General features: G+C 56.8%; 23 protein-coding genes. All 23 read left to right on the top strand.

Going from position 1 to position 11212, the window contains the following annotated elements; translation table 11 throughout:
- A partial coding sequence (rpsC, locus tag ACTTKG_RS06245; RefSeq protein ID WP_442673375.1) for a 30S ribosomal protein S3 occupies positions 1-586 on the top strand: 586 nt, incomplete at its 5' end.
- On the top strand, positions 586-1035 hold the full coding sequence (rplP, locus tag ACTTKG_RS06240; RefSeq protein ID WP_006191729.1) for a 50S ribosomal protein L16: 450 nt from the start codon (positions 586-588) through the stop codon (positions 1033-1035). The genes rpsC and rplP, both read left to right, overlap by 1 nt.
- Positions 1025-1243 carry a 50S ribosomal protein L29 gene (gene rpmC / locus ACTTKG_RS06235; RefSeq protein WP_442673374.1) on the top strand — a complete coding sequence of 73 codons (219 nt, stop codon included), beginning with the start codon at positions 1025-1027 and terminating at the stop codon, positions 1241-1243. Before rplP ends, rpmC begins: the two co-directional genes overlap by 11 nt.
- 28 nt (positions 1244-1271) lie before the next feature.
- Entirely contained in the window at positions 1272-1529 is a 258-nt protein-coding gene (gene rpsQ / locus ACTTKG_RS06230; protein WP_006191734.1) for a 30S ribosomal protein S17, read from the top strand.
- Positions 1530-1562: 33 nt separating this feature from the next.
- Positions 1563-1931 carry a 50S ribosomal protein L14 gene (gene rplN / locus ACTTKG_RS06225; RefSeq protein ID WP_013740884.1) on the top strand — a complete coding sequence of 123 codons (369 nt, stop codon included), beginning with the start codon at positions 1563-1565 and terminating at the stop codon, positions 1929-1931.
- A 14-nt stretch (positions 1932-1945) separates the two neighbouring features.
- Positions 1946-2278: a 50S ribosomal protein L24 gene (rplX, locus tag ACTTKG_RS06220; RefSeq protein WP_442673373.1), complete on the top strand. Its 333-nt coding sequence runs from the start codon at positions 1946-1948 to the stop codon at positions 2276-2278.
- 21 nt (positions 2279-2299) lie between these two features.
- Positions 2300-2839 (top strand): 50S ribosomal protein L5, encoded by a 540-nt coding sequence (gene rplE / locus ACTTKG_RS06215; RefSeq protein WP_442673372.1) that lies wholly within the window; start codon positions 2300-2302, stop codon positions 2837-2839.
- A gap of 17 nt (positions 2840-2856) precedes the next feature.
- Positions 2857-3042: a type Z 30S ribosomal protein S14 gene (locus tag ACTTKG_RS06210; RefSeq protein WP_009645105.1), complete on the top strand. Its 186-nt coding sequence runs from the start codon at positions 2857-2859 to the stop codon at positions 3040-3042.
- Positions 3043-3243: 201 nt separating this feature from the next.
- Positions 3244-3642: a 30S ribosomal protein S8 gene (rpsH, locus tag ACTTKG_RS06205; RefSeq protein ID WP_442673371.1), complete on the top strand. Its 399-nt coding sequence runs from the start codon at positions 3244-3246 to the stop codon at positions 3640-3642.
- A gap of 18 nt (positions 3643-3660) precedes the next feature.
- Entirely contained in the window at positions 3661-4212 is a 552-nt protein-coding gene (rplF, locus tag ACTTKG_RS06200; protein ID WP_442673370.1) for a 50S ribosomal protein L6, read from the top strand.
- A gap of 28 nt (positions 4213-4240) precedes the next feature.
- Complete coding sequence (rplR, locus tag ACTTKG_RS06195) at positions 4241-4600, top strand: 50S ribosomal protein L18 (protein ID WP_009645159.1); 360 nt, start codon at positions 4241-4243, stop codon at positions 4598-4600.
- A 19-nt stretch (positions 4601-4619) separates the two neighbouring features.
- The gene (gene rpsE / locus ACTTKG_RS06190) at positions 4620-5150 is read left to right on the top strand and encodes a 30S ribosomal protein S5 (RefSeq protein WP_006191759.1); all 531 of its coding nucleotides are present in this window, start codon (positions 4620-4622) and stop codon (positions 5148-5150) included.
- 12 nt (positions 5151-5162) lie between these two features.
- Positions 5163-5342, top strand: a complete 180-nt coding sequence (gene rpmD, locus ACTTKG_RS06185; protein ID WP_006191760.1) for a 50S ribosomal protein L30 — start codon at positions 5163-5165, stop codon at positions 5340-5342.
- Positions 5343-5367: 25 nt separating this feature from the next.
- Positions 5368-5808: a 50S ribosomal protein L15 gene (gene rplO, locus ACTTKG_RS06180; protein ID WP_442673369.1), complete on the top strand. Its 441-nt coding sequence runs from the start codon at positions 5368-5370 to the stop codon at positions 5806-5808.
- Positions 5809-7065 (top strand): preprotein translocase subunit SecY, encoded by a 1257-nt coding sequence (gene secY, locus ACTTKG_RS06175; protein ID WP_442673368.1) that lies wholly within the window; start codon positions 5809-5811, stop codon positions 7063-7065.
- Between the two features lie 13 nt (positions 7066-7078).
- Entirely contained in the window at positions 7079-7723 is a 645-nt protein-coding gene (locus ACTTKG_RS06170; RefSeq protein WP_442673376.1) for an adenylate kinase, read from the top strand.
- A gap of 173 nt (positions 7724-7896) precedes the next feature.
- Positions 7897-8115: a translation initiation factor IF-1 gene (gene infA, locus ACTTKG_RS06165; protein ID WP_009645081.1), complete on the top strand. Its 219-nt coding sequence runs from the start codon at positions 7897-7899 to the stop codon at positions 8113-8115.
- 45 nt (positions 8116-8160) lie between these two features.
- Positions 8161-8274, top strand: a complete 114-nt coding sequence (rpmJ, locus tag ACTTKG_RS06160) for a 50S ribosomal protein L36 (protein WP_005842139.1) — start codon at positions 8161-8163, stop codon at positions 8272-8274.
- A gap of 14 nt (positions 8275-8288) precedes the next feature.
- On the top strand, positions 8289-8663 hold the full coding sequence (gene rpsM, locus ACTTKG_RS06155; protein ID WP_006191768.1) for a 30S ribosomal protein S13: 375 nt from the start codon (positions 8289-8291) through the stop codon (positions 8661-8663).
- Between the two features lie 16 nt (positions 8664-8679).
- Positions 8680-9072 carry a 30S ribosomal protein S11 gene (gene rpsK, locus ACTTKG_RS06150; RefSeq protein ID WP_314619575.1) on the top strand — a complete coding sequence of 131 codons (393 nt, stop codon included), beginning with the start codon at positions 8680-8682 and terminating at the stop codon, positions 9070-9072.
- 18 nt (positions 9073-9090) lie between these two features.
- Positions 9091-9684: a 30S ribosomal protein S4 gene (gene rpsD / locus ACTTKG_RS06145; protein ID WP_442673367.1), complete on the top strand. Its 594-nt coding sequence runs from the start codon at positions 9091-9093 to the stop codon at positions 9682-9684.
- A gap of 63 nt (positions 9685-9747) precedes the next feature.
- On the top strand, positions 9748-10707 hold the full coding sequence (locus ACTTKG_RS06140) for a DNA-directed RNA polymerase subunit alpha (RefSeq protein WP_442673366.1): 960 nt from the start codon (positions 9748-9750) through the stop codon (positions 10705-10707).
- Between the two features lie 14 nt (positions 10708-10721).
- The gene (gene rplQ, locus ACTTKG_RS06135; RefSeq protein ID WP_442673365.1) at positions 10722-11060 is read left to right on the top strand and encodes a 50S ribosomal protein L17; all 339 of its coding nucleotides are present in this window, start codon (positions 10722-10724) and stop codon (positions 11058-11060) included.
- Positions 11061-11212 lie beyond the last annotated feature (152 nt).

The raw sequence follows: 11212 nt of genomic DNA, 5'->3' as shown, positions 1-11212 counted from the left end.
AGACAATCTGCATGAAGATATCAAGATCCGCAAGTATTTGAAGGAGAGCCTCGGCGCTGCCGGCGTCTCGAAGATTGAGACGGAGCGCTCGAAGAACCGCCTGAAGCTCACGATCCATACGGCGAAGCCCGGCATGGTCATCGGCCGCGGCGGCTCGGGCATCGAGCAGATCAAGGAAGGTCTCAAGGGCAAGACGGACAAGACGGTTGACATCAACATCGCCGAGATCCGCCAGCCCGATCTCGACGCGACGCTCGTCGCCGAGAACATCGCACAGCAGCTTGAGCGCCGCATCGCGTTCCGCCGCGCTATGAAGCAGTCGGTTGGCCGCACGATGCGTCTTGGCGCCAAGGGTATCAAGGTCAAGGTTTCGGGTCGCTTAGGCGGCGCGGAAATTGCCAGAAGCGAAGCGTATCGCGAGGGAAGCATCCCGCTGCACACGCTGCGCGCCGACATTGACTACGGCACGGCGGAAGCCCGCACGACGTACGGACGCATCGGCGTCAAGGTTTGGATATTCAAGGGCGAAATCCTTCCGGAGAAGAAGCAGTCGCAGAAGGCTGCTGCTGAAGGGAGCGAGGCTTAATGTTATTACCGAAGAGAGTCAAATACCGCAAGCAGTTCCGCGGCCGCATGAAGGGTAAGGCGCATCGCGGCAACACGGTCAGCCACGGTGAGTTCGGCCTTGTGGCTCTGGAGCCGGCATGGATCACGAATCGTCAGATCGAAGCCGCCCGTATCGCCATGACGCGCTACATCAAGCGCGGCGGTAAGGTCTGGATCAAGATCTTCCCCGACAAGCCCGTTACAGCGAAGCCTGCCGAGACGCGCATGGGCAGCGGCAAAGGTTCGCCTGAGTACTGGGTCTGCGTCGTCAAGCCCGGCCGCGTGCTCTTTGAGATGAACGGCGTGTCGAAGGAAGTTGCCATGGAGGCCATGCGTCTCGCAGGCCACAAGCTGCCGATCCGCACGAAGTTCGTCACGCGCGAGGAGTCACTGAAAGCAGCAGAGGGCGGTGAAGTAAATGAAGGTTAATGAGATACGCGACTTGAATGCCGGGGAGCTTGGCGAAAAGCTTGCTTCGCTCAAACAGGAGCTGTTTAACCTCCGTTTCCAGCACGCTACCGGTCAGCTGGAGAATCCGATGCGTATCAAGGAAGTCAAGAAGTCAATCGCACGCGTCAAGACGGTGCAGCGTGAGCTTGAACTTGGAAGTCAGGACATTTGCTTGGCAAAACATTGATTGATATGCAGAGGAAGGAGGCTCTTTGATGAGCGAGAGAAATGAACGCAAGACGAGAGTCGGCAAGGTCGTAAGCGACAAGATGGATAAGACCGTCGTCGTCGCCGTTGTCGACATCGAACAGCATAAATTGTATAAAAAAGCCGTCAAGAAGACGGTGAAGTTCCAGGCGCACGACGAAAACAACGAGGCGCATGTCGGCGATACGGTGGCTCTGATGGAGACGCGTCCGCTCTCGAAGCACAAGCGCTGGAGAGTCGTGAAGATCGTCGAGAGGGCGAAATAATCTCGCCGCTATCTCGAAAGGGAGGTTCATACATTGATTCAACAGCAGACCATGCTGAATGTTGGCGACAATACGGGCGCGAAAGAGATCATGTGCATCCGCGTGCTCGGCGGCTCGTACCGCAAGTATGCCAACATCGGTGATGTTATCGTGGCTGCCGTCAAGGCAGCGGCCCCCGGCGGTACGGTCAAGAAGGGCGACGTCGTCAAGGCTGTCGTCGTCCGCAGCGTCAAGGGCATTCGCCGTCCGGACGGCTCTTTCATCCGCTTTGACGAGAACGCCGCCGTGCTCATCAAGGAAGACAAGACGCCGAGAGGAACCCGTATTTTTGGCCCTGTGGCCAGGGAGCTGCGCGAGAAGGATTTCATGAAGATCGTTTCCTTGGCTCCTGAAGTTCTTTGATAGGAGGCGCTATTTTGTCACAGGTGAAACTGCACGTAAAGAAAGGCGACACGGTCGTCGTCCTCGCAGGCAAGGATAAGGGCAAAGAGGGCAAGATCGTCGAGGCTCTGCCGAAAAAAGGCAAGGTCATCGTCGAGGGCGTGAACAAGGTGAAGCGCCATATGAAGCCGAGCCAGAAGTATCCGCAGGGCGGCATCATCCAGAAGGAAGCCCCGCTGAACGCCTGCAAGGTCATGCTCGTATGCCCCGCCTGCAAAAAGGCTGCGCGCACGGGCAAGAAGGAAGTCAACGGCAAGATGGTTCGCGCCTGCAAGAAGTGCGGCGAAGTCATCGACCAGACGAAATAATCGAGGAAGGAGGAGCACGGTTTGGAAAGATTACAGGAAAAGTACAAGAATGAAGTTGTGCCGGAGCTCACGAAGAAGTTCGGCTACAAGAACATCATGCAGCTTCCGAAGATCGAGAAGGTCATCATCAACATGGGCGTCGGCGAAGCGGTCGTCAATCCCAAGGCGCTTGACGCTGCCGTCAGCGATCTGACGATCATCGCAGGTCAGAAGCCGATTCTGACGCGCGCGAAAAAGTCGCTTGCGGCTTGGAAACTCAGGGAAGGCATGCCGATCGGCACGAAGGTCACGCTGCGCGGCACGCGCATGTACCAGTTCCTCGACAAGTTCATCAACGTCGCCCTGCCGCGCGTCCGCGACTTCCGCGGCGTGAGCAGCACGGCATTTGACGGTCGCGGCAACTATGCGGTCGGCCTCAAGGAGCAGCTCATCTTCCCCGAGATCGAGTACGATAAGATCGACAAGCTGCGCGGCATGAACATCGTCATCGTCACGACAGCGGAAAAAGACGAAGAGGCGCGTGAGCTTTTGAAGCTCATGGGAATGCCCTTCAAGGCTTGAAGAAGGAGGTATGAACTGTGGCAAAGAAATCAATGATCGAAAAGTGGAGCCAGCAGCCGAAGTTCAAGGTGCGCCAGCACAACCGCTGCAAGATCTGCGGTCGTCCGCATGGCTACATGAGAAAGTTCGACATGTGCCGCATCTGCTTCCGTGAGCAGAGTTACAACGGCGCCATTCCCGGCGTGACGAAAGCCAGCTGGTAAACTACACGCACAAACGTCCGCTTCGTGGACAAAAGTGCGCCGCCCTTACAGAAGCCTAACCAATCGGTCTGCGCCTACGGCTTGACCACTTGGGGCTTTATGGTAAGGAACCGCCCCGAAGGGCGAAAGTGAAGGGAAGCCGTCCCGCACCTTTAGCGCGGCGTCTTCCTCGAAAAGAATGAAAGGGAGGATATCGGTTTCATGGTAATGACTGATCCTATTGCAGATATGCTGACGCGCGTTCGCAACGCGAACTCCGTTTACCACTCCAAGGTGGAAATTCCCGCTTCCAAGATCAAGAAGGCGATCGCCGAGGTCTTGAAGGAAGAGGGGTTCATTAAAGACTACACCTTCACGGCAGACTCCAAGCAGGGCATGTTGACGGTTTTCCTCAAGTACGGCCCCGCACGCGAGAAGGTCATCACGGGCATCAAGCGCATCTCGAAGCCCGGTCTCCGCGCTTACGCGAAGCACGATGAGCTGCCGCGCGTCCTCGGCGGACTCGGCGTCGCCATCATTTCCACATCGAAGGGGATTATGAGCGACAAGGAAGCCCGCAAGGCCGGTCTTGGCGGCGAAGTCGTCGCCTATGTCTGGTAAACGTCTGGAGGTGAAAAGATGTCGAGAATTGGCAGAGCACCGATTGAGATTCCCGCTGGCGTAACCGTCAAGATTGAGGAAGTCAATAAGGTGACAGTAAAGGGTCCGAAGGGCGAGCTTTTCCGCGAGCTTCATCCGGACATGAAGATTACGGTCGAGGGCAGTGTCCTCACGGTCACGCGTCCGTCGGACGATAAGATGCATCGCTCCCTGCACGGTCTCACGCGCACGCTTTTGAACAACATGGTCGTCGGCGTGACGGAAGGCTTTAAGAAAACGCTGGAGATCAACGGCGTCGGCTACCGTGCTGCGAAGCAGGGCAAGAATTTGAACCTTTCCTTGGGTTTTTCCCATCCCGTCATCGTCGAGCCGCCCGCAGGCATTACGCTTGACGCGCCGAGCGCGACGAGCATCGTCGTTTCGGGCATCGACAAGGAAGCTGTCGGAGCCATCGCCGCGAAGATTCGCAGCTATCGCCTGCCTGAACCGTACAAGGGCAAGGGCATCAAGTATGAAGGCGAGCACATTCGCCGCAAGGTCGGTAAGGCCGGCGCGAAGGCGAAGAAGTAAGGCAGCTTAAAGGGAAGGAGTGACCATAGTGCTGATCAAGGCAGACAAGAACAAGGCAAGGCAGAAGCGCCACCTGCGCGTGAGAAACCACGTTTCGGGCACGGCAGAACGCCCACGCCTCAACGTATACAGAAGCCTCGCGAACATCTACGCGCAGGTGATTGACGACGAAAAGGGCGTGACGCTCGTCTCGGCAAGTTCGAAGGACAAGGGATTCTCGAACTACGGCGGCAACATTGAAGCCGCGAAGGCTGTCGGCGCCGCTGTCGCGAAGCGTGCACTCGAAAAGGGCATCACCGAGGTTGTCTTTGACCGCGGAGGCTACATCTACCACGGCCGCGTCGCGGCGCTCGCGGAAGCAGCGCGCGAGGCAGGCCTTAAATTCTGACTTGCAAGGAGGTAAATGAATGGCTAGAATGGACAGGAACCATGACAGGGACCGGGACAGAAACAACGAGACTCCTGAATTTGAGGAGAAGGTCGTTTACATCAACCGCGTCGCTAAAGTCGTCAAGGGCGGTCGCCGTTTCTCCTTCAGCGCCCTCGTCGTCGTGGGCAATAAGAAGGGCAAGGTCGGCGCAGGTCTTGGAAAGGCGAGCGAAGTGCCCGAGGCGATCCGAAAGGGCATCGAGGACGCGAAGAAGAATCTCATCGAGGTTTCCTTGAAGGACACGACGATTCCGCACGAGATGATCGGCATCTTCGGTGCAGGACGCGTGCTCTTGAAGCCCGCCGCCAAAGGTACCGGCGTCATCGCGGGCGGTCCTGCGCGCGCCGTCTTGGAACTTGCGGGCATCCGCGACATTCTCACGAAGTCCTTGGGATCGTCGAATCCGAACAACATGGTTCGCGCCACGGTCAAGGGTCTCGAGCAGCTCAAGCGCGCCGAAGCGGTCGCCGAACTGCGCGGCAAGACGGTGCAGGAACTCTTAGGTTAAGGAGGAAGTTCGATGGCAAAGGTCAAAATCACTCTTACGAGAAGCCTCATCGGTCGTCCCGAGACGCAGAGAGCCACCGTTCGTTCGCTCGGACTTCGTAAGCTCAACTCGTCGGTCGAGCGTGAGATGAACGATGCGCTGAAGGGGCAGATCCACAAGGTCGAACATCTCGTGAAGGTCGAGAATATATAAGAAAGAACAAGGAGGTGCAAGCAGTATGAAGTTACATGAATTGTCCCCGGCGCCCGGCTCCAAAAAGACGCGCAACCGCGTAGGCCGCGGCATCGGCAGCGGCAACGGCAAGACCGCAGGCCGCGGGCACAAAGGTCAGAATTCGAGGAGCGGCGGCGGTGTCCGCACGGGCTTCGAAGGCGGTCAGATGCCGATCTATCGCAGGCTTCCGAAGCGCGGCTTCAACAACGTGTTCCGCAAGATCTATGCGGAAGTCAACGTCGAAACTTTGAACCGCTTTGACGACGGCGCTGTCGTCGATCCCGTCGCACTCGTTGAAGAGGGCATCCTGAAGAATGTCTGTGACGGCATCCGCATCCTCGGCAAGGGCGAGATCACGAAGAAACTCACGGTTCGCGCCAACGGCTTTACGAAGTCGGCAGAGGAGAAGATCAAGGCGGCAGGCGGCCAGATCGAGGTGATCTGATTGTTTTCAGCCCTTGCGAACGTCTATAAGATTCCGGAGCTAAGACAGAAGGTCATCTTCACGCTCGTCATGTTCGCCGTGTTTCGTCTCGGTACGCACATTCCTGTACCGGGCGTTGATCCGTCGGCGATCGAGCAGCTGTTTGCTACGGGCAACTTGTTCGGCCTGTTGGATCTCTTTTCCGGCGGTGCGTTCAGCAAGTTTTCCATCTTTGCGATGAGCATCACGCCGTACATCAACGCGTCAATCATCATGCAGCTTCTCACGGTTGTCATTCCGACTTTGGAGCAATGGTCCAAAGAAGGGCAGGAAGGGCACAAGAAAACGACGAAGGTCACACGCTACCTGACCGTAGCTCTCGCCTTTTTCCAAGCCATCGGCATGTCGATTGGCTTGAAGCAGGCGATCTTGAATCCCAACCCCGTCTCCATTCTGATCATCGCGATCACGTTGACGGGAGGCACGATATTCCTCATGTGGATCGGCGAGCAGATCACGGCGAACGGCGTCGGCAACGGCATATCGCTCATTATCTTTGCCGGTATCGTCGCGGCGTTGCCGAAGAATCTCGGCACGATCTACAGCTACTTACAGGCGGGGACGATCAGCTATTTCAACGCATTCGTCTTTGCCGTCATCGCTCTCTTGATGATCGTGTTTGTCATTTACATCCAAGAGGGCAATCGCAGAATTCCGATTTCCTACGCAAAAAGGGTTGTCGGAAAGAAAACGTATGGCGGAAGTTCCAGCCATATCCCGCTGAAGGTCAACCATGCGGGAGTTATTCCAATCATCTTTGCGTCATCCGTGCTGATGTTTCCAGTAACCGTCGCCCAGTTTATTGAAGTTCCCTGGGTGACCACACTCGCCGGTTATTTTGCGTGGGGCACACCGCTGCAGACCAGTATCTACGCGCTGCTCATCATTTTCTTCACGTACTTTTATACCGCGGTTACTGTAAAGATATCGGATATGGCAGAGAATCTGAAAAAATACGGTGGTTTCATCCCCGGCATACGCCCGGGCAAACCAACGGAAGAATATCTCGATACTGTCATGACGCGCATCACGCTGGCAGGCGCGTTCTTCCTGGCTTTCATCGCAGTGCTGCCGAACCTCGTCGCGGGCGCGACCCACATCGAGGGCGTGTACTTCGGCGGCACGGCATTGCTCATCGTCGTCGGGGTTGCACTGAACACGATGAAGCAGATCGAGTCCATGGTGGTCATGCGCCATTATCAAGGTTTCATGAAATAGGAGGAGTCCTTTGATGCATATCCTGTTAATGGGCCCGCCGGGCGCCGGCAAAGGCACGCAGGCGGCCAATCTCGTGAAAGAGTTCGGCATCCCGCACATCTCGACGGGCGACATGTTCCGCGCCGCCGTGAAAGAGGGGACGGCGCTCGGGCTGCAGGCGAAGGCCTGCATGGACGCCGGTAAGCTCGTGCCGGACGAGGTCACGATCGGCATCGTAAAGGAGCGGCTCGCGAAGCCCGACTGCAAGAAGGGTTTCATCCTGGACGGCTTTCCGCGTACGGTGGAGCAGGCGGACGCCCTTTCGGGCATTCTGAAAGAGCTGGGGCTTTGCCTCACCGCTGCCCTAAACATCACGGTGCCGACGGCAGACCTCATCGAGCGCGCCGTCGGGCGCCGCATCTGCAAATCCTGCGGCGCTACCTACCATGTGAAGTTCAATCCGCCTGCGAAGGACGCGGTTTGCGACGCCTGCTCCGGAGACCTCTACCAGCGCGCTGACGACAGCGAGGAGACGATGAAGAACCGTCTTTCCGTTTATGAGGCGCAGACAAAGCCCTTGATCGACTACTATGAGAAGGCGGGCGTCTACAAGGAGATCGACGGCAGACAGACCATCGACGCCGTCAAGGTCGCCATGCTCGCTGCTTTGAAGGGCTGAGGCTGCGTGTTTGGGAGCCACCGAGCGATAAAGACGCTAGAGCGTCACGGCGGGGCGAACGAAAGCGTCCCGAAAAATACGATGTTGGGCATGGGCATTTCCCGATGCGGAACGCTCCTTTCACGGAAGATGGACAGCTTTCGCCCAACCCAATTTCAGAGAGGGAGAAGCTCATGTCAAAACAAGATGTAATCGAAGTCGAGGGCAAAGTGCTGGAAGCGCTGCCCAACGCGATGTTTCAAGTCGAGCTGGAAAACGGTCACGTCGTCCTGGCGCATGTCTCGGGGAAGATCCGCATGAATTTCATTCGCATTCTTCCCGGCGACAAGGTCACGATTGAGCTTACGCCTTACGATCTGACACGCGGCCGCATCACCTATCGTTTTAAGTAGACGCAGCCGCTTTTTCGGCAGGCAGCGCAGAAGGAGGCAATGTCAATGAAAGTCAAGCCGTCCGTCAAACGGATTTGCGAGAAATGCAAAATCATCAAACGCAAGGGCCGCGTCATGGTCATTTGCGAAAATCCGAAGCATAAGCAGAGACAAGGTTAAGGAGGTGCTTTTTTATGGCACGTATCGCCGGTGTGGATTTACCGCGTGACAAGAGAATCGAGATTGCTTTGACATATATCTACGGGATCGGTCTGACGACATCCCAGAAGCTCCTGAAGTTGGCGGGCGTCAATCCTGACACGCGCACGCGCGACCTCACGGAAGATGAAGTCGTGAAACTGCGCGACGTCATCGACAAGGAAGCGATCGTCGAGGGCGATCTTCGCCGTGAGCGTCAGATGGCGATCAAGCGTCTCGTCGATATCGGCTGCTATCGCGGCCGCCGTCACCGCTTGGGACTTCCCGTGCGCGGACAGAACACGAAGAACAACGCCCGCACGCGCAAAGGCCCCAGAAAGGCCATCGCAGGCAAGAAGAAGGACAAATAAAAGGGAGGGTCATTGAGTGGCAGTAAAGAAAACGACGCGGACGAAAAAAAGAGACCGCAAGAACATTGAATTTGGCGTTGCACATATCAGCTCCACCTTCAACAACACGATCGTCACGCTGACGGACAAGAGCGGCAATGCCCTCTCGTGGGCGAGCGCCGGCGGCCTCGGCTTCCGCGGCTCGCGTAAGAGCACGCCGTTCGCCGCGCAGATGGCGGCGGAAGTCGCAGCGAAGGCTGCGATGGAGCATGGCTTGAAGCAGGTCGAGGTCTACGTCAAGGGACCCGGCGCCGGCCGTGAAGCAGCGATCCGCTCCCTGCAGGCGACGGGGCTTGAAGTCAACATGATCAAGGACGTCACCCCGATTCCGCACAACGGCTGCCGTCCGCCGAAGCGCAGAAGAGTTTGATGGAGGTGCAGAAGAAATATGGCTATTGACAGATCCGCAACCCTCAAGCGGTGCCGTTCGCTCGGCATCGAGCCGGGTATGGTCGGCATCAGCCGCCAGTCCAAGCGTCAGCCGCGCCGCCAGAACCGCAAGGTCAGCGAGTACGGTATACAGCTCAAGGAAAAGCAGAAGGCGAAGTTCATCTACGGCGTCTTGGAAAAGCAGTTCCGCAAGTATTATGAAAAGGCAAAGACGATGCCGGGCGTCACGGGCGAGAATCTCCTCGGTCTCCTTGAGCGCCGCATTGACAACGTCGTATTCCGTCTCGGTCTTGCTAAGACGCGCCGTCAGGCTCGCCAGCTCGTGACGCACGGTCACATCCTTGTCAACGGCAAGCGTCTCGACATTCCGTCCGCGCTCGTCCGCGCCGAAGATGAGATCACGATCGACGAGAAGAGCCGTGCGAACGCTTTCTTCAAGGCGCTCGCCGAGAATTACAAGCCGCTGAACCTCCCTGCGTGGCTCACGGCTGACGGCGCAAAACTCAGCGGCACGGTCACGCGCTATCCGAGCCGCGATGAGATCGACGTCCCCGTCAACGAGCAGGCGATCGTCGAGCTGTACTCCAGATAATCTCTTGCCGGTACTTACCGATATGATCGACTGCATGAGAACAATGGAGGAGGGTTATCCCGGATGATCGAGATCGAAAAGCCAAAGATCGAGATAGTAGAAATCAGCGAAGATAATCGTTATGGGAAGTTCGTCTGCGAGCCTTTGGAGCGTGGCTACGGCACGACCCTCGGCAACAGCTTGCGGCGCATCCTCTTGTCATCTCTGCCGGGCGCTGCGATCACCTCGATTCGCATCGACGGCGTACTGCACGAGTTTTCCACCATCCCGGGGGTTCGGGATGATGTGACGAACATCGTGCTGAACCTCAAGTCGCTCTGCCTCAAGATGCACAGCGAAGAGCCGCGCGTTCTTCGTCTCGACGTCAAGGGCGAGAAGGAAGTCACGGCGGCGGACATCATCACCGATCCCGACGTCGAGATCTTGAACCCCGATCTTCATATCGCGACGCTCAATGAGGACGGTGAAATCCATATGGAGATGACCGTTGAGCGTGGAAAAGGTTATGTGGCAGCGGAGAAAAACAAGAAGCCCGATCATGTCATCGGCGTCATTCCGATCGACTCCATCTTTTCCCCGATCCAGCGCGTCAACTACACCGTGCAGGACACGCGCGTGGGCAACGTCACCGACTACGACAAGCTCATTCTCGATGTCTGGACGGATGGCTCCATCCGCCCCGAAGAGGGCGTGAGCCGTGCGGCGAGCATCCTCATCTCGCACTTCAAGCTCTTTCAGAGCATGGCGGGCATTCCTGAGGAAGAGGAAGAAGAAGAAGTCGCACTGCCTGAGCCGGAAGAGCCGGATGCTTCCAAGGTGCTCGAAACGACCATCGAAGATCTTGACCTTTCCGTTCGCTCCTTCAACTGCTTGAAGCGCGCGAATATCAACACGGTCGCCGATCTCGTATCGAAGACCGAAGAGGATATGATGAAGGTCAGGAACCTTGGCAGGAAATCTTTGGAAGAAGTCAAGAAGAAGCTCGAGGAATACGACTTGACATTGAAGAAAGAAGAAGAATAAGAGAGGGAAAAACCATGAGCTATAGAAAATTAGGGCGTAATTCGAGTGCCCGCAAGGCACTCTTCCGCAGCATCTTGGCATCCTTCTTCAAGCATGAACGCATCGAGACGACGGAAGCGAAGGCGAAGGAAGTCAGAAGCCTCGCCGAAAAGCTCATCACGCTGGCAAAGCGTGGCGATCTTGCCGCTCGCCGTCAGGCGATTGCCGATATTGGCGATGAAGAAGCAGTCAGGAAGCTCTTTAACGATATTGCAGGCAAGTACACGGAGCGTCCGGGTGGCTACACGCGCATCCTGAAGCTCGGTCCCCGCCGCGGAGATGCCGCGCCGATGGCGCTTTTGGAGCTGGTCTGAGAATACGAAAGAGAAGCAGGGATATGGAGAGAAGCCGCAAGGCGACTCTTCGTATCCCTGCTTTTTGTTGTGCTGTTTGCCTCTGTGGATTTAACGAAACCCCACGCTTTATGCAACGAATCCCTTGCATAAAGGAAGTTCTTCCTATATAA

The sequence above is a fragment of the Selenomonas sp. genome, assembly GCF_052169755.1.
GTDB lineage: Bacteria > Bacillota > Negativicutes > Selenomonadales > Selenomonadaceae > Selenomonas.
The sequence above is the reverse complement of the archived record's forward strand: the minus strand, read 5'-3'. Positions and strand labels throughout refer to the sequence as shown.

What these genes read in the sequence shown, in the direction of transcription:
- rplF (WP_442673370.1), top strand. Translation starts at nt 3,661, where the DNA reads ATGTCGAGAATTGGCAGAGCACCGATTGAGATTCCCGCTGGCGTAACC.
- rplQ (WP_442673365.1), top strand. Translation starts at nt 10,722, where the DNA reads ATGAGCTATAGAAAATTAGGGCGTAATTCGAGTGCCCGCAAGGCACTC.
- rpsD (WP_442673367.1), top strand. Translation starts at nt 9,091, where the DNA reads ATGGCTATTGACAGATCCGCAACCCTCAAGCGGTGCCGTTCGCTCGGC.
- rpmJ (WP_005842139.1), top strand. Translation starts at nt 8,161, where the DNA reads ATGAAAGTCAAGCCGTCCGTCAAACGGATTTGCGAGAAATGCAAAATC.
- rpmC (WP_442673374.1), top strand. Translation starts at nt 1,025, where the DNA reads ATGAAGGTTAATGAGATACGCGACTTGAATGCCGGGGAGCTTGGCGAA.
- rpsM (WP_006191768.1), top strand. Translation starts at nt 8,289, where the DNA reads ATGGCACGTATCGCCGGTGTGGATTTACCGCGTGACAAGAGAATCGAG.
- rpsH (WP_442673371.1), top strand. Translation starts at nt 3,244, where the DNA reads ATGGTAATGACTGATCCTATTGCAGATATGCTGACGCGCGTTCGCAAC.
- rpsQ (WP_006191734.1), top strand. Translation starts at nt 1,272, where the DNA reads ATGAGCGAGAGAAATGAACGCAAGACGAGAGTCGGCAAGGTCGTAAGC.
- ACTTKG_RS06140 (WP_442673366.1), top strand. Translation starts at nt 9,748, where the DNA reads ATGATCGAGATCGAAAAGCCAAAGATCGAGATAGTAGAAATCAGCGAA.
- rpmD (WP_006191760.1), top strand. Translation starts at nt 5,163, where the DNA reads ATGGCAAAGGTCAAAATCACTCTTACGAGAAGCCTCATCGGTCGTCCC.
- infA (WP_009645081.1), top strand. Translation starts at nt 7,897, where the DNA reads ATGTCAAAACAAGATGTAATCGAAGTCGAGGGCAAAGTGCTGGAAGCG.
- rplP (WP_006191729.1), top strand. Translation starts at nt 586, where the DNA reads ATGTTATTACCGAAGAGAGTCAAATACCGCAAGCAGTTCCGCGGCCGC.
- rpsE (WP_006191759.1), top strand. Translation starts at nt 4,620, where the DNA reads ATGGCTAGAATGGACAGGAACCATGACAGGGACCGGGACAGAAACAAC.
- rplO (WP_442673369.1), top strand. Translation starts at nt 5,368, where the DNA reads ATGAAGTTACATGAATTGTCCCCGGCGCCCGGCTCCAAAAAGACGCGC.
- ACTTKG_RS06170 (WP_442673376.1), top strand. Translation starts at nt 7,079, where the DNA reads ATGCATATCCTGTTAATGGGCCCGCCGGGCGCCGGCAAAGGCACGCAG.